At 70.4% G+C, this 26,427-nt stretch carries 27 protein-coding genes and 1 pseudogene; 21 read left to right on the top strand and 7 right to left on the bottom strand.

Annotated features, from left to right (window positions below):
* Positions 1-998, bottom strand: a pseudogene (locus tag ACIBL4_RS33090) (Fe-S oxidoreductase); the annotation flags it as partial.
* A gap of 241 nt (positions 999-1,239) precedes the next feature.
* On the opposite strand from ACIBL4_RS33090, the gene ACIBL4_RS33095 reads away from it, so the two are divergent.
* From ACIBL4_RS33095 to ACIBL4_RS33130, 8 genes are all read left to right on the top strand, one after another.
* On the top strand, positions 1,240-2,265 hold the full coding sequence (locus tag ACIBL4_RS33095) for an MraY family glycosyltransferase (protein ID WP_399415465.1): 1,026 nt from the start codon (positions 1,240-1,242) through the stop codon (positions 2,263-2,265).
* Positions 2,266-2,359: 94 nt separating this feature from the next.
* A complete protein-coding gene (gene dnaK, locus ACIBL4_RS33100; protein ID WP_399415467.1) occupies positions 2,360-4,222 on the top strand; it encodes a molecular chaperone DnaK in 1,863 nt (620 codons plus the stop codon).
* Positions 4,219-4,878, top strand: coding sequence for a nucleotide exchange factor GrpE (gene grpE, locus ACIBL4_RS33105; RefSeq protein WP_399415468.1), 660 nt, complete (start codon positions 4,219-4,221; stop codon positions 4,876-4,878). The genes dnaK and grpE overlap by 4 nt, the downstream gene beginning before the upstream one ends.
* Before the next feature lie 36 nt (positions 4,879-4,914).
* Complete coding sequence (gene dnaJ, locus ACIBL4_RS33110; RefSeq protein ID WP_356002366.1) at positions 4,915-6,093, top strand: molecular chaperone DnaJ; 1,179 nt, start codon at positions 4,915-4,917, stop codon at positions 6,091-6,093.
* 5 nt (positions 6,094-6,098) lie between these two features.
* Positions 6,099-6,551 carry a heat shock protein transcriptional repressor HspR gene (locus tag ACIBL4_RS33115; RefSeq protein ID WP_010032111.1) on the top strand — a complete coding sequence of 151 codons (453 nt, stop codon included), beginning with the start codon at positions 6,099-6,101 and terminating at the stop codon, positions 6,549-6,551.
* Positions 6,552-6,842: 291 nt separating this feature from the next.
* Positions 6,843-7,952, top strand: coding sequence for a sugar ABC transporter substrate-binding protein (locus ACIBL4_RS33120; RefSeq protein WP_399415469.1), 1,110 nt, complete (start codon positions 6,843-6,845; stop codon positions 7,950-7,952).
* 39 nt (positions 7,953-7,991) lie between these two features.
* On the top strand, positions 7,992-8,372 hold the full coding sequence (locus tag ACIBL4_RS33125; RefSeq protein WP_399415470.1) for a DUF4288 domain-containing protein: 381 nt from the start codon (positions 7,992-7,994) through the stop codon (positions 8,370-8,372).
* A 175-nt stretch (positions 8,373-8,547) separates the two neighbouring features.
* Positions 8,548-9,585 carry a LuxR C-terminal-related transcriptional regulator gene (locus ACIBL4_RS33130; RefSeq protein ID WP_399415471.1) on the top strand — a complete coding sequence of 346 codons (1,038 nt, stop codon included), beginning with the start codon at positions 8,548-8,550 and terminating at the stop codon, positions 9,583-9,585.
* On the opposite strand, the gene ACIBL4_RS33135 is transcribed toward ACIBL4_RS33130, so the two are convergent.
* Positions 9,548-10,534, bottom strand: coding sequence for a LuxR C-terminal-related transcriptional regulator (locus ACIBL4_RS33135; RefSeq protein WP_399415472.1), 987 nt, complete (start codon positions 10,532-10,534; stop codon positions 9,548-9,550). The genes ACIBL4_RS33130 and ACIBL4_RS33135 overlap by 38 nt on opposite strands.
* Positions 10,531-11,553, bottom strand: a complete 1,023-nt coding sequence (locus tag ACIBL4_RS33140) for a helix-turn-helix transcriptional regulator (RefSeq protein WP_399415473.1) — start codon at positions 11,551-11,553, stop codon at positions 10,531-10,533. The genes ACIBL4_RS33135 and ACIBL4_RS33140 overlap by 4 nt, the downstream gene beginning before the upstream one ends.
* 300 nt (positions 11,554-11,853) lie before the next feature.
* On the opposite strand from ACIBL4_RS33140, the gene ACIBL4_RS33145 reads away from it, so the two are divergent.
* The gene (locus tag ACIBL4_RS33145; protein WP_020269590.1) at positions 11,854-12,189 is read left to right on the top strand and encodes a hypothetical protein; all 336 of its coding nucleotides are present in this window, start codon (positions 11,854-11,856) and stop codon (positions 12,187-12,189) included.
* A 177-nt stretch (positions 12,190-12,366) separates the two neighbouring features.
* On the opposite strand, the gene ACIBL4_RS33150 is transcribed toward ACIBL4_RS33145, so the two are convergent.
* Positions 12,367-12,783 (bottom strand): pyridoxamine 5'-phosphate oxidase family protein, encoded by a 417-nt coding sequence (locus ACIBL4_RS33150; RefSeq protein ID WP_399415474.1) that lies wholly within the window; start codon positions 12,781-12,783, stop codon positions 12,367-12,369.
* A 104-nt stretch (positions 12,784-12,887) separates the two neighbouring features.
* On the opposite strand from ACIBL4_RS33150, the gene clpB reads away from it, so the two are divergent.
* On the top strand, positions 12,888-15,485 hold the full coding sequence (clpB, locus tag ACIBL4_RS33155) for an ATP-dependent chaperone ClpB (RefSeq protein WP_399415475.1): 2,598 nt from the start codon (positions 12,888-12,890) through the stop codon (positions 15,483-15,485).
* Positions 15,486-15,512: 27 nt separating this feature from the next.
* Here clpB and ACIBL4_RS33160 read toward each other — a convergent pair whose 3' ends face one another.
* On the bottom strand, positions 15,513-15,986 hold the full coding sequence (locus ACIBL4_RS33160; RefSeq protein ID WP_399415476.1) for a hypothetical protein: 474 nt from the start codon (positions 15,984-15,986) through the stop codon (positions 15,513-15,515).
* Between the two features lie 162 nt (positions 15,987-16,148).
* Here ACIBL4_RS33160 and ACIBL4_RS33165 point away from each other — a divergent pair, with 162 nt between their 5' ends.
* Positions 16,149-16,676 (top strand): YbjN domain-containing protein, encoded by a 528-nt coding sequence (locus tag ACIBL4_RS33165; RefSeq protein WP_010032094.1) that lies wholly within the window; start codon positions 16,149-16,151, stop codon positions 16,674-16,676.
* Positions 16,677-16,780: 104 nt separating this feature from the next.
* Positions 16,781-17,239: a Uma2 family endonuclease gene (locus ACIBL4_RS33170; RefSeq protein ID WP_399415477.1), complete on the top strand. Its 459-nt coding sequence runs from the start codon at positions 16,781-16,783 to the stop codon at positions 17,237-17,239.
* On the opposite strand, the gene ACIBL4_RS33175 is transcribed toward ACIBL4_RS33170, so the two are convergent.
* Entirely contained in the window at positions 17,230-17,652 is a 423-nt protein-coding gene (locus ACIBL4_RS33175; RefSeq protein WP_399415478.1) for an ATP-binding protein, read from the bottom strand. The genes ACIBL4_RS33170 and ACIBL4_RS33175 overlap by 10 nt on opposite strands.
* Positions 17,653-17,828: 176 nt before the next feature.
* On the opposite strand from ACIBL4_RS33175, the gene ACIBL4_RS33180 reads away from it, so the two are divergent.
* From ACIBL4_RS33180 to ACIBL4_RS33190, 3 genes are all read left to right on the top strand, one after another.
* Positions 17,829-18,743 (top strand): helix-turn-helix domain-containing protein, encoded by a 915-nt coding sequence (locus ACIBL4_RS33180; protein ID WP_399415479.1) that lies wholly within the window; start codon positions 17,829-17,831, stop codon positions 18,741-18,743.
* The gene (locus ACIBL4_RS33185; RefSeq protein WP_399415678.1) at positions 18,706-18,837 is read left to right on the top strand and encodes a DUF397 domain-containing protein; all 132 of its coding nucleotides are present in this window, start codon (positions 18,706-18,708) and stop codon (positions 18,835-18,837) included. Before ACIBL4_RS33180 ends, ACIBL4_RS33185 begins: the two co-directional genes overlap by 38 nt.
* Positions 18,838-19,159: 322 nt before the next feature.
* A complete protein-coding gene (locus tag ACIBL4_RS33190; protein WP_399415694.1) occupies positions 19,160-19,312 on the top strand; it encodes a hypothetical protein in 153 nt (50 codons plus the stop codon).
* A 64-nt stretch (positions 19,313-19,376) separates the two neighbouring features.
* Here the strand turns inward: ACIBL4_RS33190 and ACIBL4_RS33195 are convergent, their stop codons facing one another.
* Entirely contained in the window at positions 19,377-20,561 is a 1,185-nt protein-coding gene (locus ACIBL4_RS33195) for a pyridoxal phosphate-dependent aminotransferase (RefSeq protein ID WP_399415480.1), read from the bottom strand.
* 128 nt (positions 20,562-20,689) lie between these two features.
* On the opposite strand from ACIBL4_RS33195, the gene ACIBL4_RS33200 reads away from it, so the two are divergent.
* From ACIBL4_RS33200 to pyrE, 6 genes are all read left to right on the top strand, one after another.
* Positions 20,690-20,953, top strand: a complete 264-nt coding sequence (locus ACIBL4_RS33200) for a hypothetical protein (RefSeq protein ID WP_399415481.1) — start codon at positions 20,690-20,692, stop codon at positions 20,951-20,953.
* A 635-nt stretch (positions 20,954-21,588) separates the two neighbouring features.
* Positions 21,589-22,116, top strand: a complete 528-nt coding sequence (locus ACIBL4_RS33205; RefSeq protein ID WP_399415483.1) for a DUF2617 family protein — start codon at positions 21,589-21,591, stop codon at positions 22,114-22,116.
* A gap of 134 nt (positions 22,117-22,250) precedes the next feature.
* Complete coding sequence (locus ACIBL4_RS33210) at positions 22,251-23,897, top strand: polyamine aminopropyltransferase (RefSeq protein WP_399415485.1); 1,647 nt, start codon at positions 22,251-22,253, stop codon at positions 23,895-23,897.
* A gap of 135 nt (positions 23,898-24,032) precedes the next feature.
* Positions 24,033-24,995: an SRPBCC domain-containing protein gene (locus ACIBL4_RS33215; RefSeq protein ID WP_399415486.1), complete on the top strand. Its 963-nt coding sequence runs from the start codon at positions 24,033-24,035 to the stop codon at positions 24,993-24,995.
* 52 nt (positions 24,996-25,047) lie between these two features.
* Positions 25,048-25,836, top strand: a complete 789-nt coding sequence (locus tag ACIBL4_RS33220; protein ID WP_399415487.1) for an aldose 1-epimerase — start codon at positions 25,048-25,050, stop codon at positions 25,834-25,836.
* Positions 25,837-25,846: 10 nt separating this feature from the next.
* Positions 25,847-26,395: an orotate phosphoribosyltransferase gene (pyrE, locus tag ACIBL4_RS33225; RefSeq protein WP_399415488.1), complete on the top strand. Its 549-nt coding sequence runs from the start codon at positions 25,847-25,849 to the stop codon at positions 26,393-26,395.
* Positions 26,396-26,427: the final 32 nt, after the last annotated feature.

The following is a 26,427-nucleotide window of genomic DNA, read 5'->3' on the forward strand; positions in this document are numbered from 1 at the left end:
TGGTCCCGCAGAGACATGATCAGCAGCTTGGGGGAGAGCGGCTTGCCCGTGTTCCACGCCGGGCACTGCGACTGGCAGCGGCCGCACTCGGTGCAGGTGGAGAAGTCCAGCAAGCCCTTCCAGGAGAACTGCTCCACCTGGGAGACGCCGAAGACGTCGTCCTCGCCCGGGTCGGTGAAGTCGATCGGCTCGCCGCCGGACGTCATGGGCTGCAGCGCGCCCAGAGCCGTCCCGCCCGACGCCTCGCGCTTGAACCAGATGTTCGGGAACGCCAGGAAGCGGTGCCAGGCGACGCCCATGTTGGTGTTCAGGCTGACCGTGATCATCCAGATCATGGTCGTGCCCAGCTTGATCATCGCGAAGAAGTAGACGAGGTTCTGCAGCGCCGCCACGCTCAGGCCCTTGAAGGCCAGGACCAGCGGGTACGAGGCGAAGTACGCGGCCTCGTAGTGGTCCACGTGGTGGAGCGCGCCCTCCAGGCCCCGCAGGACGTAGATGGCCAGGCCGATCGTGAGGATGACGTACTCGACGAAGTACGCCTGGCCCATCTTGGAGCCGGCGAAGCGGGACTTGCGGCCCGGCCGCGACGGCAGGTTCAGCAGGCGGATGACCATCAGGGTCGCGATGCCCAGGGTCGTCATCGCGGCGATGAACTCGATGTAGAGCTCGTAGGGGAGGAAGCCGCCGAGCACCGGCAGCGTCCAGTCGGCCTGGAACAGCTGGCCGTACGCGGTGATGATCGTCGGCGGCAGCGTCAGGAAGCCGATCGCCACGAACCAGTGGGCGATGCCGACGATGCCCCACCGGTTCATCCGGGTGTGGCCGAGGAACTCCTTCACCAGCGTCACGCTGCGCTGGTAGGGGTTGTCGGTCCGGGTACCGGCGGGCACGGGCTGGCCCAGCTTGAAGTACCGGACGAACTGGCCGATCGCGCGTGCGAGCAGCGCGACGCCGACCACGGTCAAGACCAGCGACACGATGATCGCGGCGAGTTGCATGGGGGCTCCTCGGGCCTGCGAGGGTCTGTCGGGGGAAACGGTCGTTCTTCAGGGTTCCCCGAGATTACTAAGCGGTAACTTATGCAGTCCGTCTGAGACTACCCCTATTTTCCGCCGCACTGTAGCCGGGTGGGCAGTGATCTGAACCGCTGAGGGTCGCCTCAGGAGCGGTGCGGAATCCGGCCGCGATCCTGTCGTGTTATTCGTACCGAATTGTCATAGTGACGCCTAACTTATATCCGTGCTCTACGGGATCGCTGCCGCCGCCACCGCCCTCCTCCTCACCGCCCTGCTCGCGGCCGTCCTCCGGGCCCCCGCCCTGCGGCTGCGGCTGGTCGAGCGGCGGCTGGTCGAGCGGCGGCGGCAGCGGGAGGTGCCGTTGTCCGGGGGTGTGGCCGTCGTGGTCGTCGCCGGAGCGGTGGCGGGCGTCCAGGAGTGGGGTTCGGCCGGGGGAGGGATCGGCGGGCTGCTCGTCGCCGGCGGTGCCGTCGCCCTGCTCGGGCTCGTCGGCGACGTGTGGCGGCTGCGGCGGCGGGTGCTGGCCGCCGGTACGGCTGTGGCGGCCGCGTGTGTCGTGCCGTACGCGGAGGCCGGGGTGGGGACCGGGCTGCTCGGGGTCCTGTGGGTCGTGGGAGTGACCTTCGCCTTCCGGGGGATCGATCACGCCGACGGACTCGCGGGGGCGGTCGCCGTCGTCACCGCCTTCGGGGTGGCGGCCTGTGCCGCCGTGGACGTGATGGACGGGATCGCGGCGCTGATGAGCGTGCTGGCCGCCGCGCTGACCGGGTTCCTGCTGTACAACTGGCACCCCGCGCGCGTGGCACTGGGCAGTTGCGGGTCCATGTCCGCGGGGTTCGTGATCGCCGTGGCCGCCGTGCACGTCCGCGCCGGGTTCGGCCTCGGGGAGAGCGCCGGGGTGCTGTTCGCGCTGACCGCCGTGGTGTGTGCCGACGCCGTCCTGGTGCTGTGGTCGCGGCGGCTGGGCGGGCGGGCCCTGCCGCGGAGCGGGCCGGATCATCTCGCGCACCGGCTGCGGCGGCTCGGGCTGACCGTGCCGGGGGTCACCCTGCTGCTGGGCTTCGGGGCGTTCTCCGCCGTGCTTACCGGGGTACTCGCGCACGCCGGCCGGGTCGGGAGCGACGCCCTGTGGTGGGTGGCGGGCGGGGCGCTCGTGGTGGTGTTCGCACTCTCCCGTGTACCTGTGTACGCCGATCGACGCTCAGTATCTCCGCAGGTCAGAGCCTCATTGCGTGTAAGGAACGGATAAGACTTGAGCCAGGTCGACTCAGCTCTGTTGACCGGTGGGGAGCCGTCGTGCACACTTGAGTCCGTTCCACTCAAGTCAGCTGGAGGAATCAACCATGGCACGTGCGGTCGGCATCGACCTGGGCACGACTAACTCCGTCGTCAGCGTTCTGGAGGGCGGCGAGCCCACCGTCATCACCAACGCCGAGGGCGCCAGGACCACGCCGTCCGTCGTCGCCTTCGCCAAGAACGGTGAGGTGCTCGTCGGAGAGGTGGCCAAGCGTCAGGCGGTCACCAACGTGGACCGGACCATTCGCTCGGTCAAGCGGCACATGGGTACCGACTGGAAGATCGAGCTGGACGGGAAGCCCTTCAACCCGCAGCAGATCAGCGCCTTCGTGCTCCAGAAGCTGAAGCGGGACGCCGAGTCCTACCTGGGCGAGAAGGTGACCGACGCGGTCATCACCGTCCCGGCGTACTTCAACGACTCCGAGCGCCAGGCCACCAAGGAGGCCGGTGAGATCGCCGGTCTGAACGTGCTGCGCATCGTCAACGAGCCCACCGCGGCCGCGCTGGCGTACGGCCTCGACAAGGACGACCAGACCATCCTGGTCTTCGACCTCGGTGGCGGTACGTTCGACGTCTCGCTGCTGGAGATCGGCGACGGTGTCGTCGAGGTGAAGGCCACCAACGGTGACAACCACCTCGGTGGTGACGACTGGGACCAGCGCATCGTCGACTACCTGGTCCAGCAGTTCCAGTCCGGCCACGGCGTGGACCTGGGCAAGGACAAGATGGCCCTGCAGCGTCTGCGCGAGGCCGCCGAGAAGGCGAAGATCGAGCTGTCCTCGTCCACCGAGACCTCGATCAACCTGCCCTACATCACCGCCTCCGCCGAGGGCCCCCTGCACCTCGACGAGAAGCTCACCCGCGCCCAGTTCCAGCAGCTGACCGCGGACCTCCTGGAGCGCTGCAAGACGCCGTTCCACAACGTCATCAAGGACGCCGGCATCTCCATCAGCGAGATCGACCACGTCGTCCTGGTCGGCGGCTCGACCCGTATGCCCGCCGTCGCCGAGCTCGTCAAGGAGCTGACCGGCGGCAAGGACGCCAACAAGGGCGTCAACCCGGACGAGGTCGTCGCCATCGGCGCCGCCCTCCAGGCCGGTGTCCTCAAGGGCGAGGTCAAGGACGTCCTGCTCCTCGACGTCACCCCGCTGTCCCTCGGTATCGAGACCAAGGGCGGCATCATGACCAAGCTCATCGAGCGCAACACCACGATCCCGACCAAGCGGTCCGAGATCTTCACGACGGCCGAGGACAACCAGCCGTCCGTGCAGATCCAGGTCTACCAGGGCGAGCGCGAGATCGCGGCGTACAACAAGAAGCTCGGGATGTTCGAGCTGACCGGTCTGCCCCCGGCGCCGCGCGGCGTCCCGCAGATCGAGGTCTCCTTCGACATCGACGCCAACGGCATCATGCACGTGACCGCGAAGGACCTGGGCACGGGCAAGGAGCAGAAGATGACCGTCACCGGCGGCTCCTCGCTGCCGAAGGACGAGGTCGACCGCATGCGCCAGGAGGCCGAGCAGTACGCGGAGGAGGACCACAAGCGCCGCGAGGCCGCCGAGGCCCGCAACCAGGGCGAGCAGCTCGTCTACCAGACGGAGAAGTTCCTCAAGGACAACGAGGACAAGGTCCCCGGCGACATCAAGACCGAGGTCGAGGAAGCCGTCGGTGAGCTGAAGGAGAAGCTCAAGGGCGAGGACACGGCCGAGATCCGCACCGCCACGGAGAAGGTCGCGGCCGTCTCGCAGAAGCTCGGCCAGGCGATGTACGCCGACGCGAACGCCGCGCAGGCCGCAGGCGGCGCCTCCGCCGGAGCCGGTGCGGACGCCGGTGCCGGTGAGGCCAAGGCCGACGACGACGTCGTGGACGCCGAGATCGTGGACGAGGACCGGAAGGATGGTGCCGCGTGACGGAGGAGACCCCGGGCTTCGACGAGCAGCAGCCCGACGTCCCTTCCGGCGCCACCTCCGACGACGCCGAGCCGAAGGCCGCCGACTCCCCCTCGCAGGAGGAGGGGGCGGCCCCGGCCGGGGACACGGGCCAGGACGCGGCTCTGGTGGCCCAGCTGGACCAGGCCCGCACGGCGCTGGGCGAGCGCACGGCGGACCTCCAGCGCCTCCAGGCCGAGTTCCAGAACTACCGCCGCCGGGTCGAGCGCGACCGGATCGCGGTCAAGGAGATCGCCATCGCGAACCTCCTGACCGAGCTCCTGCCCGTGCTCGACGACATCGGCCGCGCGCGTGAACACGGCGAGCTGGTCGGCGGCTTCAAGTCCGTCGCCGAGTCGCTGGAGAGCACGGCGGCCAAGATGGGGCTGCAGCAGTTCGGCAAGGAGGGCGAGCCCTTCGACCCGACGATCCACGAGGCCCTGATGCACAGCTACGCACCGGACGTCACCGAGACGACGTGCGTGGCGATTCTGCAGCCCGGGTACCGGATCGGCGAGCGCACCATCCGCCCCGCGCGGGTGGCGGTGGCCGAGCCCCAGCCGGGGGCACAGACGGTCAAGGCGGACGAGACCGCCGAAGCCGACGACAAGGAGAGCGGTGGCCCGGAAGAGGGCTGACGTCATAGCGGACGAAGGGAAGGAGGGGCGTCGAGGATGAGCACCAAGGACTTCATCGAGAAGGACTACTACAAGGTCCTCGGCGTCCCCAAGGACGCCACCGAGGCCGAGATCAAGAAGGCGTACCGGAAGCTCGCCCGCGAGTACCACCCGGACGCCAACAAGGGCAACGTCAAGGCGGAGGAGCGCTTCAAGGAGATCTCCGAGGCCAATGACATCCTCGGCGATCCCAAGAAGCGCAAGGAGTACGACGAGGCACGCGCCCTCTTCGGCAACGGCGGGTTCCGCCCCGGGCCCGGTGCGGGCGGCGGCTCCTTCAACTTCGACCTGGGCGACCTCTTCGGAGGCGCCCCGGGCGGCCAGGGAGCCGGCGGTTTCGGCGGTGGACTCGGTGACGTCTTCGGGGGCCTGTTCAACCGTGGCGGCGCGGGCGCGGGGACGCGCACGCATCCGCGGCGCGGCCAGGACATCGAGTCCGAGGTCACGCTGAGCTTCACCGAGGCGATCGAGGGCGCGACCGTCCCGCTGCGGATGTCCTCGCAGTCGCCCTGCAAGGCCTGCTCGGGCACGGGCGACAAGAACGGCACACCGCGGGTGTGCCCGACCTGCGTCGGCACCGGGCAGGTCGCCCGGGGCAGTGGCGGTGGCTTCTCGCTCACCGACCCCTGCCCGGACTGCAAGGGCCGCGGCCTGATCGCGGAGAACGCCTGCGAGGTCTGCAAGGGCAGCGGCCGGGCCAAGTCCTCGCGGACCATGCAGGTGCGCATCCCCGCGGGCGTCAGCGACGGCCAGCGGATCCGGCTGCGCGGCAAGGGAGCACCGGGCGAGCGCGGTGGCCCGGCGGGCGACCTGTACGTGGTCGTGCACGTCGACTCCCACCCGGTGTTCGGCCGCAAGGACGACAACCTCACCGTCACCGTCCCGGTGACCTTCGCCGAGGCGGCCCTGGGCGGCGAGGTCCGGGTGCCGACGCTGGGCGGCCCGCCCGTCACGCTGAAGCTGCCGCCGGGCACGCCGAACGGCCGTACGATGCGCGCCCGGGGCAAGGGCGCGGTCCGCAAGGACGGCACCCGCGGCGACCTTCTGGTCACCGTCGAGGTGAGTGTTCCGAAGGACCTGACGGGGAAGGCTCGTGACGCGCTCGAGGCGTATCGCGAGGCGACCGCGGGTGAGGATCCGCGGGCGGAGCTGTTCCAGGCCGCGAAGGGAGCATGACTCAGATGGACGGTCGTCGACGCAACCCGTATGAACTGACCGAGGAGACCCCGGTCTACGTCATCTCGGTGGCGGCCCAGCTGTCCGGCCTGCACCCGCAGACCCTGCGCCAGTACGACCGTCTGGGCCTGGTGTCCCCGGACCGCACCGCCGGCCGGGGCCGGCGCTACTCGGCCCGCGACATCGAACTGCTCCGCCAGGTGCAGCAGTTGTCGCAGGACGAGGGCATCAACCTGGCGGGCATCAAGCGCATCATCGAACTGGAGAACCAGGTCGCCGCGCTCCAGGCCCGGGTGGCCGAGCTGGAGGACGCGCTCGACGGCGCGGCGGCGGCCATGCGGCAGCGCGAGGCGGCGGTGCACGCGTCGTACCGCCGCGACCTGGTGCCGTACCAGGAGGTCCAGCAGACCAGCGCGCTGGTGGTGTGGCGGCCGAAACGGCAGCAGCAGTCGGACTGAGCCGGACTGACGCGCGTACGCCTGTGGATGGGGCCGGGAGGAGACTCCCGGCCCCTTTCGTACGCCTTGGGCTGTCTTAGGGTGTTTTCGTCGGCCCTCCTGCCGATGACCGGATGGTGCAAGTCACTTGGAGCTGATTCCGCAGAGTCTTCACAACTGCTGCGGAGCGTGGTGTTGTCATCTCGTTAAGTGGTTCCGCTTGACGCTGGGGGGCGCACCCGCGTTGGCTTTTCAGTCACATGGGCCACAAAGTGCGCCCACGTCCGAATCACACGCGAAGTGAGCTCCCGCATGCGCCGTCGTATCTCCATATCCGTGGCCGCGGCCGCGATGTCCGTCACGCTCGCCGGCTGCGGCGTGCTCAACGCGACCGGGAGCAGCGACGAGGCGAGCCCGGTCAAGGGCGACGACATCACCGTGGGCCTGCTGCTCCCGGAGAAGGCGAACACTCGGTACGAGAACTTCGACTACCCCATCATCAAGAGGAAGGTCGAGTCCCTCACCAACGACCGGGGCCGCGTCGAGTACGCCAACGCCGAGGCGAGCGCGGACACGCAGGCGGCCCAGCTGCAGCAGATGATCGACGACCGGGTCGACGTGATCCTGCTGGACGCCGTCGACTCGCACGCCATCGCCGACGAGGTGCAGAAGGCCAAGGACGCGGGCATCCCGGTCATCGCCTACGACCGGCTGGCCGAGGGCCCGATCGACGCGTACATCTCCTTCGACAACGAACTGGTCGGCGAGGTCCAGGGGCGCACCCTGCTGGAGGCGATCGGCGAGAAGGCGAGCCTCTCCGACAAGATCGTCATGATGAACGGCTCACCGACGGACCCGAACGCCAAGCAGTTCAAGGCCGGTGCGATGTCCGAGCTGAACGGCAAGGTGACGATCGCGAAGTCCTTCGACACCAAGGACTGGAAGCCGGAGAACGCCGAGGCCAACATGGCCGAGGCGATCCAGAAGATCGGCAAGGACGACATCGCCGCGGTGTACTCCGCCAACGACGGCATGGCGGGCGGCATCGTCAAGGCGCTTCAGGCCGCGGGCGTCACCGACCTGCCGCCGATCACCGGCCAGGACGCGGAGCTCCCGGCGGTGCAGCGGATCATCGCCGGTGACCAGTACATGAGCGTGTACAAGTCGTACCCGCAGGAGGCCGAGAACGCGGCGGAGATGGCCGTGGCCAAGGTCCAGGGCCGCGACATTCAGTTCGCCGCCCTCACCCGCGACAAGGTCGACAGCCCCACCCACAAGGGCATCCCCGCCCAGCTCGTGCCGGTGGTAGCCCTGACCAAGGAGAACATCAAGGACACGGTGGTCGCGGACGACGTCTACAAGCTGTCGGACATCTGCACGGCGAAGTATGAGGCGGCTTGCGAGGCGATCGGACTGAAGTAGGCGGGCCCACGGGGGACCGACATGCGGACAGGAGCGAGCGTGACCGACCGGACCGGTGCCGACCAGCCGGCCCCGCAGCCCTACATCGCCCTGGTGGTGATGGAGGCGACCACATCGTCCCCGGCCGCAGCCGGGACAGAGGAGCAGCCCCTGTACCAGGAGAACATCGTCCTGGTGCACGCGGCCGACGAGCGGTCCGCCCGAGAGCGGGTCGAGCGGCGGGCGCGCGAGGCGGAGACGAGCTACGTGAACGACCGGCAGGAGACGGTCACCTGGCGGCTCCGGGCGATCGTCGACGTGAAGGAGGCCGAGGACCCCGATCTCGGCCGTGACGCCGACCTGTACACGCGTCACTTCCGTGACTGGGCGGCCTACGAACGGGTGGAGTCACTGCTCACGCGCGACGGCGACGGCGCCTAGCCGCGCCCAGCCGCTTCTGGGACCGCAGCGTCCGTGCCGAGGCCGGGGCGCTCATCGAAGTGCCGGGCCTGGAGGAAACGGAACGCTGCCGCGGTGGAGCCGTGTTGCGGAGCAGGGGCAGGCCGCGCATAGTTGCCGCTGCGGCAAGGCGGCGAAACCGGGGGTGGGACGGGCGATGGCCGGGCACGGGGCGGAGGAGCATCCACACGGTGCCGACCGACTGTGCGAGGCCGGGGATCGCGTGTATTCCCGGGCCGTACGGCGGGGCCGCGTGCCGCGCCGGGACGCGGATCCGGTGCCCTGTCTGCTGGAACTCGCCCTGCTGCACCCCGACCCCGACGACATGGACTGGCTGGTGCCGACCTCCCCGCAGGAGGTCATGACCCGGCTGCTGCGCGGGATGTACGACGAGGTCAGCGCGAGCCAGCGGCGGGTGGGTTCGGCCGTGGCGGCGTTCGAGTGGTACGCCGGGCTCGGGCGGCACGTACAGCCGGCCCCGGCGGCGGCCGAGGGCTCGGCGATCCGGGTGCTGGACGGCCTCGCCCGGATCCAGGCCGCGATGGACGAGGCGACCCAGGCGTGCAGGACCGAGGTGCTCACGGTGCAGCCCGGCGGCATCCGGCGCGAGGCGGAACTCTCCGAGGGGCTGCACCGGGCGCTGGCGCTGCGCGGCCGGGGCGTGCGGATGCGGGACCTGTACACGCATGTCGCCCGGCACGGGCAGGGTCTGATGACCTATCTGGAGCTGATGGGCGACGCGGTGGAGGCGCGCACGCTGGACGAGGTGATCGACCGGTTGATCCTCTTCGACCGGACGGTGGCCTTCATCCCCGCCAACACCGACCGCACGATGGCCCTGGAGCTACGGCACCCGGCGATCGTCGAGTACCTGGTCACGGTGTTCGAACGGCTCTGGCGCCTGGCCATCCCGCTGACCGCGCCGCTGCCCGACACCGGCATCGAGGGCATCTCCCACCGGGAGCAGTCGATCGCGGCCCTGCTGGCGGAAGGGCACCAGGACGCGGTGATCGCGGAACGCCTGGGCATCAGCGTCCGGACGTGCCGGGCGCATATCGCCCGGCTGTCGGAGACGCTGGGGGCGGCGAGCCGTACGCAGTTGGGAGTACGGATCGCCCAGGCGGGCCTGGACGGCCCACAGCACTCCACCACGTCCCTCAGTGCTCCTGGTCGAGAATCCCCGAGCGTCCGATGAGGAACCCGAGTTGGGCCCTGCTCTGACTGCCCAGCGTCGCCGCGAGCTTGGCGATGTGGACGCGGGCGGTGCGGATGTTCATACCGAGCCGGTCGGCTATGACGGCGTCGGTGTGGCCTTCGACCAGGAGGGTGGCTATGGCGCGTTGGCGGGGGGTGATGCCGTTGCTGGAGGGCGGGGAGACAGCCTCGGGGTACATGGGGGTCGCCAGGCGCCACAATCGGTCGAAGGTGGTGGCGAGGTGGCGGACGATCGCCGGGTGCCGGATCTCCAGGGCGACGGTGCCGTCCGCATTCGCGGGGATGAAGGCGACAGCGGCATCGATCAGGATCATCCGGTCGGTGACCTCGTCAAGGCTACGGGCCTCGATGTCTCCCACCAGCCGCTCATGACGGGCCGCGATGCTGGGGAAGTGGCGCAGTGTGTGCGGGTACAGGGTGCGGGCACGTGCTCCGCGATCCAGTACTTCCTGGTCCCGGACCAGCGCTATCGCGTTGGACTCCTCACCGCGTCGTCCGGTGAGACCGGTACGGGGCTGGACCGTGAGCACCTCCCGGGACGCTTCGGCCATGGCCTCGGTGATGGCCCGGTTGATCTGCTCCGTGCCGGAGAGCGTACGGAGGTGCGGGGTGTCGGTGGCCTCCGGACAGCCGTCGAGTCGCATGAGGGGGTCGAAGGTCTCCGCCAGCCGTGCCTCGCGCCGCCGTTGCTGGGCGATCTGCTCCTCGGAGGCACGCAGGAGCTGCTGCAGAGCGACGACCGGCGCGACCGGCTCTAATCGGCTCAGGCTGTCGCCGCTGGGGCGGAGCAGTCCCAAGTCGATCAGACACGGGGCCGCGTCGGCAGCCTCGGCTGCCAAGTCCCCTTGCCGCAGGGCCTCTTCATACAGCTGTCTTCCCGTCGAGCACAGCTGTTCCGCGCTGTGCTGCGGATGCCGCGCCGAGGTCACTGGGCCACTCCCTCACGTTCCAGGATCCCGGACTGCGCGATGAGATAGCCGAGTTGGGCGCGGCTGCCACTGCCGAGGGTGGCGGCAAGCTTGGCTATGTGAGCCCGGCAGGTGCGTACGTTCATGCCGAGGCGGCGGGCGATGGCCTCGTCCACATGCCCCTCCACGAGCAGTTTGGCAATGGAGTACTGGATGTCCGTGATGCCGTCCGCCGCAGGTTCGTACGGGGCGCCGGCGCTCAGTGGAACGGACCGGCTCCACATGAACTCGAAGACCTTGACCAGGTACCGGACGAGTCCGGGATGACGGAGTTCCAAGGCGACTTGCTGGTCGTCGCGAGTCGGAATGAACGCGACGCTTTCGTCGCAGACGATGAGACGTTCCACCACCTCGTCGATCGTGCGGTACTCCGCCTTGCCGTTCGCGAGTTGGGAGACGTAGGCCAGCTTCTGGGGGCTGTGGCGCGCCGTGTGCTGGTAGAGCGTCCGGATCCGGACGCCGCGCTCGATCATGGCCCTGTCCCGTTCGAGCCCCTGGGTGAGGCTGCGTTCGGAGAAGCGGTCGTCGCTGGGCTGGATGGTGAGCATCTCGGTCTGGCATTGGGCCGTGGCCAAGTTGAGGGCCGCGTTGATCCGGTCGCCGCCCTCCAGCACCGTGATCGAGTGGTCGGTCGCGGCTTCCTGGGCGCTGAGGGCCATGAACGGCTCGAACACGTCAGTGAGTGCGATGGACAACTGCCGACGTTCCGCGATGTCGCGCTCGATGGGGTGCAGACGCTGTGCGAGAGCGACCGCCGGCGGCACCGGGCGCAGCAGGTTCTCGTCGTCCGGATCCGGATGGAGAAGGGCCAACTCCATCAGACAAGGGGCGGAGATCACGTCCGTGCGGGCGATCCGCCCCGCACGCAGGGCGTTCGCGTAAAGTCGGTTACCTTCCTCGCACAGTTCGGTCACCGCATGGGGATGCGCCGCCTTAGTCTGATTTGCCACGAAATCTCCACCCCCCAGGGTCCTGAACATGCAGGAACATGATGCACTGATTGTGTGGCCATGACGTGTTCGAATGAGCCATCGTCTTACCTGACGGGGGAAGAGGAGACTCACAAGTGAGGACGAAGCCGACTATGCGCAAGAGACTGCTTCGCTCGGTGCTTGCTGCCGCCCTCTCAGCCGTCGCGCTCATCGGAGTGAGTGGTTACTCCGGCGCGGATGACACCCGGGCGGACAGTCATTGGCCTGAGAGCGTCGCGAGCGATGCCACGAGCAATGTCCTGGCGGACAGTCATTGGCCGGCGATCGTCGCGGACTCGGAGCGATGACGTGACCACTCCACCCGACGACCGCTCCTTCCGCCGCGAAATGGCCACCGCCTACCGCTCCGGCTGGCACTTCATCGACCTGGTCACCGCCATCCCCCACAGCGGTGACTCGTTGATGGTGACCGTGTTCGGCGAGCCGGTGGTCGTCACGCGGGACGAGGACGAGGACGTACGGGCTTACCGGTGTCTGCGGCGGCCTCGGGGGGCGCCGCAGCCCGTGCGGTGTGCCGTACGGTACGGAATGATCTTTGTGAACCTGGACCAGAGGGACCACGAGCAGGTGGAAGCCGACTCTCCCGTCCCCAGGACCATCTCTGCCACCCCCCGCAGTGCCTGACGCGATTCCCCCGTCGTAAAAGATCGCTCAGGTGCTTCCCCCCGCAGCGGCGTCACCGTGACCTGAACACGGTGACGCCGCTGCAGTTTCCGGGGACATTTCCGGGTATCACCCGAGTCACGCCGTGGCCGGATTCAATCGATCACCGGTGTGGATTTTCACTCCGCTCAACTTCTCTCACCCTCGCCCCATCGCCCGCGTCAGCTCGATCTCGATCACCACGCGCGCGGGGTTCGGCGAAGGGGTCCGTCCGTAGCGCTCCGCATAGCGGCGCTCCGCCTCGGCCACCCGCTCCGGTTCCGTGCGGACGAAGGCCCGGCCCTCCAGCGTCGCCCAGCGCCGGCCCTCCATCTGGCAGACGGCGACCGCCGCCCCCCGCTCCCCTGCGGCCAGGACGTGCCGCACCTTGGCGCTCGCCTTGTTGGTGATCACCCGAGCGAGCCGGGCCTCGGGGTCGTATGTGACACCGACGGGTACCACGTGCGGGGTGCCGTCCCGGCGCGGGGTCGTCAGTGTGCACACATGCCGCTCCCGCCAGAAGGCGAGATACGGCGGGTCCGGGGCACCCGGATCTACGGAGTACTTGGTCGCCATGCCCCGGAACTTAGCCCCTGTCTCCCTCCCCGAATCCGCCTTGAGTGGACTAGACTCAACTTTGTGCAAGTCGTTCGGGTCAGTGCAAGGAGGAGAACGCGAACGTGGACGCCGAGCTGACCAACAGGAGCCGGGACGCCATCAACGCGGCCAGCAACCGGGCCGTGACCGAGGGCCACCCCGACCTCACCCCAGCCCACCTGCTGCTGGCGCTGCTCCAGGGGCAGGACAACGAGAACATCACCGATCTGCTCGCCGCGGTCGACGCCGACCAGGCGGCCGTACGCGCCGGAGCCGAGCGCGTGCTCGCCGGGCTGCCCAGCGTGACCGGGTCCACCGTGGCGCCGCCCCAGCCCAACCGCGAGATGCTCGCCGTCGTCGCGGACGCGCAGGCCCGTGCCAAGGACCTCGGGGACGAGTACCTCTCCACGGAGCACCTCCTCATCGGCATCGCCGCGAAGGGCGGCGCGGCCGGCGAGGTGCTGTCCCAGCAGGGCGCCGACGCCAGGAAGCTGCAGGACGCCTTCCAGAAGACGCGGGGCGCCCGGCGCGTGACCACGGCCGACCCCGAGGGGCAGTACAAGGCCCTGGAGAAGTTCGGGACGGACTTCACCGCCGCGGCGCGGGAAGGCAAGCTCGATCCCGTCATCGGGCGGGACCAGGAGATCCGGCGCGTCGTGCAGGTGCTGTCCCGCCGGACCAAGAACAACCCCGTGCTCATCGGCGAGCCCGGCGTCGGCAAGACCGCCGTCGTCGAAGGGCTCGCCCAGCGGATCGTCAAGGGGGACGTGCCGGAGTCCCTCAAGGACAAGCGGCTCGTCGCGCTCGACCTGGGCGCCATGGTCGCCGGGGCCAAGTACCGGGGCGAGTTCGAGGAGCGGCTGAAGACCGTCCTCGCCGAGATCAAGGAATCCGACGGGCAGATCATCACCTTCATCGACGAACTGCACACCGTCGTGGGGGCCGGTGCCGGCGGCGACTCCGCCATGGACGCGGGCAACATGCTCAAGCCCATGCTCGCGCGCGGTGAGCTGCGCATGGTGGGTGCCACCACGCTGGACGAGTACCGGGAGCGGATCGAGAAGGACGCCGCCCTGGAGCGGCGCTTCCAGCAGGTGCTGGTCGCCGAGCCGAGCGTCGAGGACTCCATCGCGATCCTGCGCGGACTCAAGGGACGGTACGAGGCCCACCACAAGGTGCAGATCGCCGACAGCGCGCTGGTCGCCGCCGCCGCCCTCTCCGACCGGTACATCACCTCCCGCTTCCTGCCCGACAAGGCCATCGACCTCGTCGACGAGGCGGCCTCCCGGCTGCGCATGGAGATCGACTCCTCGCCCGTCGAGATCGACGAACTCCAGCGCGCCGTCGACCGGCTGAAGATGGAGGAGCTGGCGATCGGCAAGGAGACCGACGCGGCCTCCCGGGAGCGCCTGGAGAAGCTGCGCCGCGACCTCGCCGACAAGGAGGAGGAGCTGCGCGGCCTGACCGCTCGCTGGGAGAAGGAGAAGCAGTCCCTCAACCGCGTCGGTGAGCTGAAGGAACGCCTCGACGAACTGCGCGGCCAGGCCGAGCGCGCCCAGCGCGACGGCGACTTCGACACCGCCTCCAAGCTGCTCTACGGCGAGATCCCCGCCCTGGAGAAGGAACTGGAGGCCGCCTCCGAGGCCGAGGAGGAGGTCGCCAGGGACACCATGGTCAAGGAGGAGGTCGGCGCCGACGACATCGCCGACGTCGTCGCCTCCTGGACCGGCATCCCCGCCGGGCGTCTGCTGGAGGGCGAGACGCAGAAGTTGCTGCGCATGGAGGACGAGCTGGGCAAGCGGCTCATCGGCCAGACGGAGGCCGTGCGGGCGGTGTCCGACGCCGTACGGCGGTCCCGCGCCGGGATCTCCGACCCCGACCGCCCCACCGGCTCCTTCCTCTTCCTCGGCCCGACCGGTGTCGGCAAGACCGAGCTGGCCAAGGCCCTCGCCGACTTCCTCTTCGACGACGAGCGGGCGATGGTCCGCATCGACATGTCGGAGTACAGCGAGAAGCACAGCGTGGCCCGGCTGGTCGGCGCCCCGCCCGGATACGTCGGCTACGAGGAGGGCGGCCAGCTCACGGAGGCGGTGCGCCGCCGTCCGTACTCCGTCGTCCTGCTGGACGAGGTGGAGAAGGCCCACCCCGAGGTCTTCGACATCCTGCTCCAGGTGCTCGACGACGGGCGTCTCACGGACGGCCAGGGCCGCACGGTCGACTTCCGCAACACCATCCTGGTGCTGACGTCGAACCTGGGCAGCCAGTTCCTGGTCGACCCGCTCACCAGCGAGGCGGAGAAGAAGGAACAGGTCCTGGAGGTGGTGCGGAGCTCCTTCAAGCCGGAGTTCCTCAACCGCCTGGACGACCTGGTCGTCTTCGCCGCCCTGACCAAGCCCGAGCTGGAACGCATCGCGAAGCTCCAGATCGAACGCCTGGCCAAGCGGCTCGCCGAGCGGCGCCTCACCCTGGACGTCACGCCCGAGGCCCTGGCCTGGCTCGCGGAGGAGGGCATGGACCCGGCGTACGGCGCCCGCCCGCTGCGCCGCCTCGTCCAGACCGCCATCGGCGACCGGCTCGCCAAGGAGATCCTCTCCGGCGAGATCAAGGACGGCGACACGGTCCGGGTGGACCGCGTCGGCGACGAACTGCTGGTGGGACCGGCGACGGGCAAGACGCTGTAGGGCCGTCGATCACATCGGGACCGTCGATCACATCGTGAACGCCGAGAAGCGCACCCGCGCCGTCTCGGCGTTCTCGTGCTCCACGCGCACCTGCACCACGTGGGCCCCGGCCGTGGCGGGCAGGCCGTCCTCATGGCTCACGTCGAGACAGAGCGCCCCGCAGGAGGCGTCCGAGCGGGCCTCAGGCGCCTTCGGATACGTCTCGCGCAGCCAGTCGCGCACGTCCTCGCGCGGCATCCGCAGCACCACCGTGTACGCGGTGTCGATGCCCTGCTGCAGGGTGCAGTTTCCGACGTGGGCGTGCGCCGGGGCCGAGGCACCACCGAAGGCCAGCGCCTCGGCGCAGGTCACCTCCGTCTGAGCCCCCGCGCGCGGGCTCTCGTCGTCCGACAGGGCCCAGGCGAAGAGGCCGACGATCAGGAACCCGAGGACGAGCACCGGCACGGCCAGGACGGGCAGGAGCAGCCGCCACCGCGTGTGACCCCTGCCCGGTTCCGCCATCGTGACCCCCTCCGTCCGTCATCCAGGAGGACGGCGTGCGGCACCTGGAGGTTGCGGTTGACCGGATCGTGTCAGCCATGGGCTTAGCGGGGTAGTCGGGGCTTGCCACCCCCCTCCCCGCATGGGGGAGGATGGCGGGATCCGTACGAAGGGAAATTCACGGTGACCATCGACCCGTCCTCGATTCCGAACTTCGGGGGCCAGCCCGAGCCGCAGCCGCAAGGACCGGCGGGCCCCGTCGTCCCGGATCAGGACCTCGTGAAGCAGCTCCTCGACCAGATGGAGCTCAAGTACGTCGTCGACGACGAGGGAGACCTCGCGGCGCCGTGGGAGCAGTTCCGCACCTACTTCATGTTCCGGGGTGAGGGAGACCAGCAGGTCTTCTCCGTGCGGACGTTCTACGACCGGCCCCACGAGATCGAGGCCAAGCCGCAGATCCTGGAGTCCATCGACGACTGGAACCGCCGCACCCTGTGGCCCAAGGTCTACAGCCACACCCACGACGACGGCACGGTCCGCCTCATCGGCGAGGCCCAGATGCTGATCGGCATGGGCGTGAGCCTGGAGCACTTCGTCTCCTCGACGGTCAGCTGGGTGCGGGCCGCGATCGAGTTCGACAAGTGGCTCATCGAGCAGCTGGGCCTCGAGGAGGAGATCAACGAGGCGGAGAAGCCCGAGGACGAGGAGTAGGCCGGCAGGCCTCCGCCCCAAGCGGCGCGTCGGCGCGTACGAGCAGGTACGTGCTGTACGCGCCGTGTGCCTTTTCGTGCGCCGCACAGGGAAAGGAGCCGTCCATGAGCGTCGACGCGATCCTGCGCACCGAGTTCCCCAAGGGATACACGGTTCTGTTCGAGTCCGACGGAAAGGTGATCCTGACCCCGCGGAGCGAAGAGCACTCCAGCACCATCAGGTCGATGCAGATCGATTCCGCTCTCGCCCTCGGTCGTCACGCGAAGGCCACCTCCGATGTCTACATCGACTTCCCCGCCGACGAGAACTCCGCCCCCGACCTCGCGATCCTGCGCGAGGACGCACGCAAGGAAGGCAAGCGCTACAGCTTCGAGGACGTCCTGCTGATCTCCGAGGTCGTCTCGACCTCCTCCGCACGCAGGGACTACGACGACTGCACCGCGAAGTACGGCCGCTACGGCATCCCGGCCGCACCTTCACCCTCGACCTCGACGAGCTCCCGCGCCCGGAGCCGGACGCGGACGCTCGCTGACGACGGACTCCCGGATCGCCATCAGATCTGAAGACACAGCTCCGCCCATACCGTCTTGCCCACCGGGCTGCGAGGCGTCGACCCCCAGCGCACGGCCAGGACGTCCACCAGGAGCAGCCCCCGGCCGGACTCACCATCGGGAGACGACGAGGGCGCGGCCGTAGGCAGCCGCCTCGCGGAAGCGGCATCCGCGACCTCGACACGCAGCAGCCCCGCAGCCCGGTCGACGGCGAGCCGGAGACCGAACTCCCGGCCGGGGACCCGACCGTGCTGTACGGCGTTCGCCGCGAGTTCGCCGACGACGAGGGCGACCGCGCAGGACACGTCCGACGCCGGCGGGAAGCCCCGTTCCTCCATCCACCGGACGGCGTGCCGCCGGGCGCGCTGCGCACCACGCGGGGAGGAGGGGAACTGCAGCGTGAGCGAGGCGGTTTCTGTCAGCACGGCCTGTTCGTCCTTTTCTGTCGAGCCGAGGCGCTCCGCGGCGCACACGGATCATCACGTTCCGTGCTCAAGGGTCGGCCGATCGTCCTACGCTCGACAGGGGGCACAGCCTTACTTTTGAGGCCGTAAGGAACGGAAGTGATGCCTTGGCCAACGGAATTGACCCCAGCACGTCGATGGCGGCGCTGTTCGGTGCGCGGGTGCGCAGGCTCCGTATAGCGGCGGGGCTGACCCAGACTCAGCTGGGTGACCTGACGCATGTGGTGAGCACGCGGATCACGCAGATCGAGCGGGCGTCCGGGGCGAAGCCGACGCTGGCGCTGGCGCGTGCGCTGGACGTGGTCCTCGGCGCGGACGACCTGCTGGTGGAGTTGTGGCCGTACGTGTACCGGGAGGCGTTTCCGGACTGGTCGCGGAGGTTCATGGAGTACTCGGAGCGGGCGGTGGCCATCCGCGAGTACGCGGCTCATGTGGTGCCGGGTCTGTTGCAGACGGAGGACTACGCGCGGGCGGTACTGAGCGTCGGCCGAACACTCGGCAGCCAAGAGCAGTTGGCAGAGCGGGTCACCCTTCGCATGGGACGACAGGAGCGTCTCGGCACGCCCGATCGGCCCGAGCTGTGCGTGGTCCTCGACGAGGCGGTGCTCAGGCGTCCGGTCGGCGGCCTGGCGGTGATGCGTGAGCAGTTGGCGCGGCTGCTCGGGGCCACGGAGGAACCTCACATCACCGTGCAGGTACTGCCGTTCGATCAGGGCGAGCACGAGGTCATGGGCGGCTCGCTCACGGTGCTCGCCATGCCTGACGGCTCGGAGGTCGCCTACACGGAAGGCGCGCACTACGGCCAACTCATCGAGGATCCGGACGAGGTCAAGTACTTCGCGCTGACCTACGATCGGCTGCGGGCGGCAGCTCTGCCCCCGCTCATGTCACTCGACATGATCCGCTCAGTGATGGAGGACAACCACCGTGGAGCGAAGGTCCCGTCCCGATCTGAACGGCGCCGCCTGGCGCAAGAGCAGCTACAGCAATCAGGAGGGCGGCAACTGCGTGGAGGTGGCCGACGGGTTCCCGGCCGTCGTCCCCGTCCGTGACAGCAAGGTCCCGGCCGGTCCGGCGCTGTGCTTCGAAGCCGCCTCCTGGGCCGCCTTCATAGGCGAGTTGAAGGCGCGGCGCGGCCGTCCCTGAGGGGGCCGGTTCCCGGTCGCCGTCCGCATTGCGGGCCCACCGGGCCCTTGCCCGCGAGGGTCCGGTCAGCCGCTGACCTCCCCAAAGAACCGGGGGGAAAGAACTACCCGCCCACCCACCCTCCCCGCGCCGACGGGCGGGCGTCACCCGTGCGAGTGACCGGCTTGCAGGTGCGGGACACGGACCGTTGACCCCTTCCCGATGGCTGACCCGCAGTCTAACGCGCGCCTGCGCGCCGACGCCGGAGCTACGACCTCCGGCGTGATCCACGTACGTACGCGGCAGGGACCTGGAGATCCGACCGGTCCTGGAGCGAGAGGCAGTGCTGTTCTACCTCGACAATCAGCAGCTCCGCAGTGTCGAGATGGTCGAACGGCTCGACGCACACCGTGAGGCGATCCATCGGGCAGTCGGCAGGGGTGGACCCGCCGCCTACGCGGTACGACGCGACCGCATCGAGCGCACCTGGCCGTGACGGACGGACGGTCCGCACTGGGGCAGGCCGGACCGTCAGGCACTGGCGTGGCCACCCGGCGTGTCTAAAGCGCCCTGAGCCGCTTCACGGCCTCCTCCAGCACCCCCGTCCGCTTGCAGAACGCGAACCGTACGAACGGGGCGCCCTCCTCACGGTGGTCGTAGAAGACCGCGTTGGGGATGGCGACGACACCGGCGCGTTCCGGCAGGCCGCGGCAGAAGGCGAAGCCGTCCGTCTCGCCGAGGGGGCGGATGTCGGTGGTGACGAAGTAGGTGCCGGACGGGCGGAAGACCCGGAAACCGGCCTCCTCCAGGCCCGCCGCCAGCAGGTTCCGCTTGGCCAGCATGTCGTCCCGGAAGGCCGTGAAGTACGACTCGGGCAGCGCCAGGGCCTCGGCGACCGCGTACTGGAACGGGCCCGCCGAGACGTACGTCAGGTACTGCTTCGCCGAGCGCACCGCCGTGACCAGCTCCGGGGCCGCCGTCACCCAGCCGACCTTCCAGCCGGTGAACGAGAACGTCTTGCCGGCCGACCCGATGGTGACCGTACGCTCGCGCATCCCCGGGAACGTCGCCAGCGGGACGTGCTCGGCGTCGTCGAAGACCAGGTGCTCGTACACCTCGTCCGTCACCACGAGCAGGTCCCGCTCCACCGCCAGCTCGGCGATCGCGGCCAGCTCCGCGCGGGTGAGGACCGTGCCGGTCGGGTTGTGCGGGGTGTTGATCAGCAGCAGCCGGGTGCGGTCGGTGACGGCGTCGCGCAGCTCGTCGAGGTCCAGGCGGAAGCGGCCGTCGTCCGGGCGGAGCGTGACCGGCACGCGGCGCCCGCCCGCCATCGCGATGCACGCCGCGTACGAGTCGTAGTACGGCTCGAGGGCGATCACCTCGTCGCCGGGCTCGACCAGGGCGAGCAGTGAGGCGGCGATGGCCTCCGTGGCGCCCGCGGTGACGAGGACCTCCCTGTCCGGGTCGTACGACAGTCCGTAGCGCCGCTGCTGGTGGGCGGCGATCGCGGTGCGCAGCTCGGGGACGCCGGGGCCCGGCGGGTACTGGTTGCCGAGCCCGTCCCGCAGCGCCCGTACGGCGGCCTCCCTGACCTCCTCGGGACCGTCGGTGTCGGGGAAGCCCTGCCCGAGGTTGATGGCGCCGGTGCTCAGGGCAAGGGCGGACATCTCGGCGAAGATCGTCGTCCCGAACTCGGCGAGCCGGCGGTTGAGGAGGGGGCGCGCACTGGAGGTCATGCGGGTCATCCTCCGCCGAAGCTCTGGAGTTCCTCAACTCCGCTTTGGGGCGAGCCGGGGGCGGGCATCCCCTGTTCACGCAAGAGCGAGGCGCCCACGGGGGGCCGCTTCGGGGGAAACGGAAGGAGGGTGGCGCCATGGTTGTCGGCATCATCCTGGCGGTGATCGGAGTCGTCCTGGTCGGGGCGCTGGTGTCCAAGGCACGCGGGGGCGGTTCCGGGCAGAGGGCGCGTCGCGGGGCCGCGTCCTCCGGCGGCAGCGGCAGCGGCAGCTGGTGGGCCGGTGGGGGAGACTCCGGCTCGTCCGGCGGACACTCCTGCGGCGGCGGCTCGTCCTGCGGAGGCGGGTCGTCCTGCGGCGGGGGCGGTGGAGGAGGTGGCTGCGGCGGCGGAGGCAGCTGACGCACGCCGTCGCGCCCCCGACGGGGAAGCCACAACCACCGAACGCGGGGCCCGCACCTGGGGCGGGCCCCGCGTTCGTGCGTGGGTGGGGGTTCGGGGTCTGCGTGCGGGCGGAGTGCCGGGGCCTCGGAGCGGCCCGTGGGGTCGGAGTTCGAGGTTCCCGTCCGGCGTACGAGTCGAATGTACGGCTGGTGACTCGGAGTGCGTTCCGGCAACTTCGCATTCCTGTAGGACAACTGCGGCCACGGAGCGTCGAGCAGGGCCGTGACTGTGGCAACTGCGCGTGTCAAATGGGAACTTCGGGCACCCGGCCGGAGCCCGGGCGTTCGTCCCGTCCGGCTCCGGGCGTGAGCAACGGCGCACCGGCGCACGCCTCCCCGGTGTCGGCGCACGCCGTAGTTGAACAGTTGAGCTGTGGAGCCCTCTGAGGGATGGAAACCCTACGAACTTGGGTAAAAACGCTGTGTAGGCGCCACAGTTCATGATTCCCTCTAAACCATCAACGCAGCCTCTCGGACGTCCTGCGGACTCCGTCCCTGAAACCGGCCGACCGGTTTGCCCCGGGTCGAATCCCCCGTGCGACCGGGGCGCAGCGGACCCATCTCCCTCTCCTTGTGTGCTTGCGGAGCCGATCCATGCTCACGACCCTGAACACCTCCTACACCGACACGCGCGCGGCCGATCTCGCCTGGGCCCTGGGGCGCGAGCCGCTTCCCGCACTGGCCACGCTCGACCTCGAACTGACAGGCGTCAAACTTCAGTTGCGACTTCTCGGCGCGTCCCACCAGGTCCTGCTGGAGGAGGAGCGGGGCACCTGCTCGGAGACGGTGGCGTGCATTCCGGGCGGCAGCACCCCTCTTCCGCTCGGCGTCGCCAAGCGGGTGGGTGACTGGGAGTACGAGTTCGCGGCCCGGGTCGAGGTCCTCTCGCCCGGCTCCTTCGCCGGCCGTGCCCAGGAGTTGCTGGCCCTCGTCTCCGACCACCCGCACGGCCTGGCCGGCGTCTTCCCCGGCAGTCCGCACGCCTTCACGGCACTGCTGGCCCAGCACCACGAGGGTCAGGTGCACTGGCGGACCTGGCACGCGTACCCGCAGGACGGGCAGTTGGTGGCAACCCGCACGAAGGTGGGCGTACGGGTGCCGACGGCGGTTTCCCTCAACTGACCCGGGCCGACCGCTGCTCGGCCGGTCGAACCGCATGCGGCGAACCGAATCTCGTACCGTTGTCCGGGCTCTGCAAACCAGCACCACACGTGTGGGTGACGAACCGCAGTGGAGCCGTGACGTAACGTCGCAGCGTGATCGAGCCGCACGCGCCGGCCCCGCCCGGTTCCCCGCCGCCCTGGAGCGCCCCCGGCGGCCCGGCGCGGCTGCCCGTCCGGCCCGGCACCGGACGGTTCCTGGTCCTCGCCGGCGTGTTCGTCTGTGCGGCCTGCGGGCTGGTGTACGAACTGGAACTCGTCGCCCTCGCCTCCTACTTGATGGGCGACTCCGTCACCCAGGCGTCCGTCGTGCTGTCCGTCATGGTCTTCGCGATGGGCATCGGCTCCCTCGCCGCGAAGCGGCTGCGCGGGCTCGCCGCCGCCGGCTTCGGCGCGGTCGAGGCGACCCTCGCCCTCGTCGGCGGGTGCAGCGCGATGGCCCTGTACGCGGTCTTCGCCTGGACCGGCGACTGGGGCGGGATGTGGGCCAGCGGACCGCGCTGCCTCCTGGTCGCCTTCTCCCTGGCGACCGGCCTGCTCATCGGCGCCGAGGTCCCGCTGCTGATGGAGCTGATCCAGCGCATCCGCCGCCAGGACGCGGGCGGCGCGGTGGCCGACCTGTTCGCCGCGGACTACGTCGGCGCGCTCGTCGGCGGACTCGCCTTCCCCTTCCTGCTGCTGCCGTTCCTCGGCCAGCTGACCGGCGCGCTGCTCACCGGCGCCGTCAACGCGGTCGTCGGGGGCGCGCTGGTGCTCGGCCTGTTCCGCGGGGACCTGACCCGGCGCGCCCGCTGGCTGCTGCTGGCCGCCAACGCCTTCGTGCTGGCCGTCCTCGCCTCGGCCGCCGTCCTCGTCGACGACTTCGAGCGGGCCGCACGGCAGGCGGTGTACGGCGGGGACGTCCGCGTGGCGCTCCAGACCGGCGTGCAGGAGGTGGTCCTCGCCGGCGGTAGGGACGGCCGGCCCCTCGGCCTGTTCCTCGACGGCCGGCTCCGGGTCAGCGGGCGCGACGAACTGCGCTACCACGAGGCCCTCGTCCACCCGGCCATGAGCGGGCCGCACGCGCGCGTGCTGGTCCTCGGCGGCGGTGACGGGCTGGCGGCGCGCGAGGTGCTGCGGCATCCCGGGGTGGAACGGGTCGACGTCGTCGAACTCGACGGGGAGGTGCTGCGGCTGGCCCGCACCGACCCGGCCCTGTCGGCACTGAACAAGCACGCGTTCGGCGACCCGCGCGTGCGTGTGACCACGCAGGACGCCTTCGGCTGGCTGCGCGGAGCGCCCCCGGGGACGTACGACGTGGTCGTGTCGGATCTGCCGGACCCGGGCATCACGGCCAGTACGAAGCTGTACTCGCAGGAGTTCTACGGCCTCGCGCGGCGGGTGCTCGCCCCCGGCGGCCGGCTCGTGGTGCACGCCGGGCCCGTCGCGGCCGGCCCGCGGGTGTTCTGGACGGTGGAGGCGACCGTGCGCGCGGCCGGTTTCCGCACCGCCCCGTACGGCACGGGCGTCCGCCACGCCGGTTTCGCCGCCGGCCCCGATCGCACCCCCGCCGACCGCTCCCGGGCGCCCCGGAACTGGGGCTTCGTCCTGGCCGCCCGTACGGAGCCGCGACCGCGACTCGACCCGGACGGCCCGCGCCCGTACGTCCTCGACGACGCGTCCCTCGCGGCGGGGGAGCGGGCGGCGCGGGCCACGCGGATCGCCGGGCTGCCCGCGTCGACGCTGGTGCATCCGCGCTACTGAGCGGGCCCGGGGTGGCCTGGTGGGGGCGGACGAGGCGGGACAGGGCGCGGAGGATACGCCTGGCGGGGGGTGGATCAGGGGGGAATACCGAAGGCGGGGGTGCGTTTCGGCGCGTGCTGGGTAGAGTCCGTCCACATGGAGCACGAGGTGTTCGTTCCGGTTCCGGCCGAGCGGCTCAGGGAGGTGCTGGACGACCCCGCGCTGGTCGCCCGGGCGGTTCCGGGGCTCCAGCAGGACGCCGGCGCCGAGCCCGTCGCGGGGCGGCTGAAGATCAGGGTCGGCAGCCACTCGGTCACGTACCGGGGCGCCGTACGGGTGTCCCGCGGGGACGACGGGGCGTACGCCGTCGAGGGCGACGCCACGGAGGCCCGTGGCAGCGGCTCGGTGAAACTCGCGCTGCGGATCGCCCTGAAGGACGCGGAGGACGGCACGACGGTCGTCTTCGACGGTACGGCCACCGCGGACGGACGGATCAAGGACCTCCCGTCCGACGCGGTCGAGGGCGCCGTCACCCGCCTGCTGAACCGTTTCGCGGAACACCTGGCCTCGGCAGCTCCCGACACGACCGCGCCCCTGGCCACCCAGGACTTCGAACCCCGGGCCACGACCGACTACGAGACGACCCCGGACGCGGACGACGCGCCCCCACCGCCTCCGCCTCCGCCTCCTGCGAGAGCCGAGAAGAATGCGATGGCCGAGGCCGACGAGGAGGCCGGAGTACCGGGGTCTGCCGACGAGCACCCGGCCCCCGCCGCCGGTGACGACGCTCCCGCCTCCGCCCCCGCCGAGGAACCCCCCGCCCCGGCCCCCGAGCCCCCCTCCTCCTTCGGCGCCGGCATGCCGCCGTCTTCTCTCAGTCCCTCGAACGGGGCCGACGAGGACGACGAGGACATCGCCGAGGCGGCGCACGCGCGGCGGACGATGATCGGACGGAGCGCCGAGGAGGTCGATCACGCGCCGCCGCGCGGGCGGTACGCGCCGGTGCCCGCGCCGCAGACCGTGATGCCCTCCGCCCCGCTGCGCTGGGCGGCCCCCGCGGCGGCGCTCGCGCTGGCGTCGGCCGTCGTGGCGGTCCGGGCCCTGCGCCGACGCCGCTGAAAACGCACCGCACCGCACGAGGCCCTCTTGATCACCCCAGTAGGGTCGTCCCGTGAGTGACGAAGACATCACGCTGACCGCGGGCGACGCGGAGGTGACCGTGCAGCCGGGCAACGGCGGCCGGATCGGAGGGCTGCGGATCGGCGGCGTGGAGCTGCTCCGGCAGGGGCAGCGGTTCGGCTGCTTCCCGATGGTGCCCTGGTGCGGACGGATCCGGGACGGGCGCTTCCTGGACGGGGCCGTCGTACGGCAGATGCCCCTCAACGCCCCACCGCACGCCATCCACGGCACCGCCCGCGACGGCGCCTGGCGCACCGCCCGCACGAGCACGGCCGAGGCCGTCCTCACCTACGAGCTCGTCGACCCCTGGCCCCACCCGGGCCGTGTGACCCAGGTCGTCGCCCTCGCCGAGGACGCGCTGACACTGACCATGTCCGTGGAGACGTACGAGTCGTCGTTCCCGGCCCAGCTCGGCTGGCACCCGTGGTTCAACCGGAACCTCGGCGGCGAGGACGTGACGATCGACTTCGACCCGGCCTGGCAGGAGGAGCGCGGCGACGACCACCTGCCCACCGGCAACCGCGTCGAGCCGAAGCCCGGCCCTTGGGACGACTGCTTCGGGATGCCCGGCGGCGTCGACGTGACCCTCACCTGGCCCGGGCAGCTGGAGCTGAAGGTGACCAGCCGCGAGGAGTGGGTCGTCGTCTACGACGAGCAGGAGGCCGCCGTGTGCGTGGAGCCGCAGACCGGGCCGCCGAATGGGCTCAACACCGCGCCGCGCCTGGTCACGCCCCTGGAGCCGCTGGAGGCCACCACGACCTGGAGCTGGCGCCGCCTCTAAGCTGGGCGGCATGACGGATGTACGCGGCGCGCTGCTGCAGCAGATCAAGGACAAGGCCGTGGTGCACGGCAAGGTGACCCTGTCGTCGGGTCTGGAGGCCGACTACTACGTCGACCTGCGGCGCATCACCCTCGACGGGGAGGCCGCGCCGCTGGTCGGGCAGGTGCTGCTCGACCTGACCGCCGACCTGGAGTTCGACGCGGTGGGCGGGCTCACCATGGGCGCCGACCCGGTGGCCGCCGCGATGCTGCACGCCGCCGCCGCGCGCGGCAAGCGCCTGGACGCCTTCGTCGTACGGAAGGCCGCCAAGGCGCACGGCCTGCAGCGGCGCGTCGAGGGCCCGGACATCGCGGGCCGCCGTGTGCTGGTCGTCGAGGACACCTCCACCACCGGCGGCTCCCCGCTCACCGCCGTCGAGGCCGTGCGCGAGGCCGGGGCCGAGGTCGTCGCCGTCGCGACCATCGTCGACCGGGCGACCGGCGCCGCGGAGAAGATCCAGGAGGGCGCCGGGGTGCCGTACTTCTTCGCGTTCTCGAAGGACGAGCTGGGCCTGGACTGAGCCGGGACCGACCAGGGCGTGGACGGTGGCCT

The organism is Streptomyces sp. NPDC050416 (assembly GCF_044458845.1).
Classification (GTDB): Bacteria; Actinomycetota; Actinomycetes; order Streptomycetales; family Streptomycetaceae; genus Streptomyces.

What these genes read in the sequence shown, in the direction of transcription:
- dnaK (WP_399415467.1), top strand. Translation starts at nt 2,360, where the DNA reads ATGGCACGTGCGGTCGGCATCGACCTGGGCACGACTAACTCCGTCGTC.
- dnaJ (WP_356002366.1), top strand. Translation starts at nt 4,915, where the DNA reads ATGAGCACCAAGGACTTCATCGAGAAGGACTACTACAAGGTCCTCGGC.
- ACIBL4_RS33115 (WP_010032111.1), top strand. Translation starts at nt 6,099, where the DNA reads ATGGACGGTCGTCGACGCAACCCGTATGAACTGACCGAGGAGACCCCG.
- ACIBL4_RS33120 (WP_399415469.1), top strand. Translation starts at nt 6,843, where the DNA reads ATGCGCCGTCGTATCTCCATATCCGTGGCCGCGGCCGCGATGTCCGTC.
- ACIBL4_RS33130 (WP_399415471.1), top strand. Translation starts at nt 8,548, where the DNA reads ATGGCCGGGCACGGGGCGGAGGAGCATCCACACGGTGCCGACCGACTG.
- ACIBL4_RS33140 (WP_399415473.1), bottom strand. Translation starts at nt 11,553, where the DNA reads ATGTTCAGGACCCTGGGGGGTGGAGATTTCGTGGCAAATCAGACTAAG.
- ACIBL4_RS33150 (WP_399415474.1), bottom strand. Translation starts at nt 12,783, where the DNA reads ATGGCGACCAAGTACTCCGTAGATCCGGGTGCCCCGGACCCGCCGTAT.
- ACIBL4_RS33160 (WP_399415476.1), bottom strand. Translation starts at nt 15,986, where the DNA reads ATGGCGGAACCGGGCAGGGGTCACACGCGGTGGCGGCTGCTCCTGCCC.
- ACIBL4_RS33170 (WP_399415477.1), top strand. Translation starts at nt 16,781, where the DNA reads ATGAGCGTCGACGCGATCCTGCGCACCGAGTTCCCCAAGGGATACACG.
- ACIBL4_RS33180 (WP_399415479.1), top strand. Translation starts at nt 17,829, where the DNA reads ATGGCGGCGCTGTTCGGTGCGCGGGTGCGCAGGCTCCGTATAGCGGCG.
- ACIBL4_RS33195 (WP_399415480.1), bottom strand. Translation starts at nt 20,561, where the DNA reads ATGACCCGCATGACCTCCAGTGCGCGCCCCCTCCTCAACCGCCGGCTC.
- ACIBL4_RS33200 (WP_399415481.1), top strand. Translation starts at nt 20,690, where the DNA reads ATGGTTGTCGGCATCATCCTGGCGGTGATCGGAGTCGTCCTGGTCGGG.
- ACIBL4_RS33205 (WP_399415483.1), top strand. Translation starts at nt 21,589, where the DNA reads ATGCTCACGACCCTGAACACCTCCTACACCGACACGCGCGCGGCCGAT.
- ACIBL4_RS33215 (WP_399415486.1), top strand. Translation starts at nt 24,033, where the DNA reads ATGGAGCACGAGGTGTTCGTTCCGGTTCCGGCCGAGCGGCTCAGGGAG.
- pyrE (WP_399415488.1), top strand. Translation starts at nt 25,847, where the DNA reads ATGACGGATGTACGCGGCGCGCTGCTGCAGCAGATCAAGGACAAGGCC.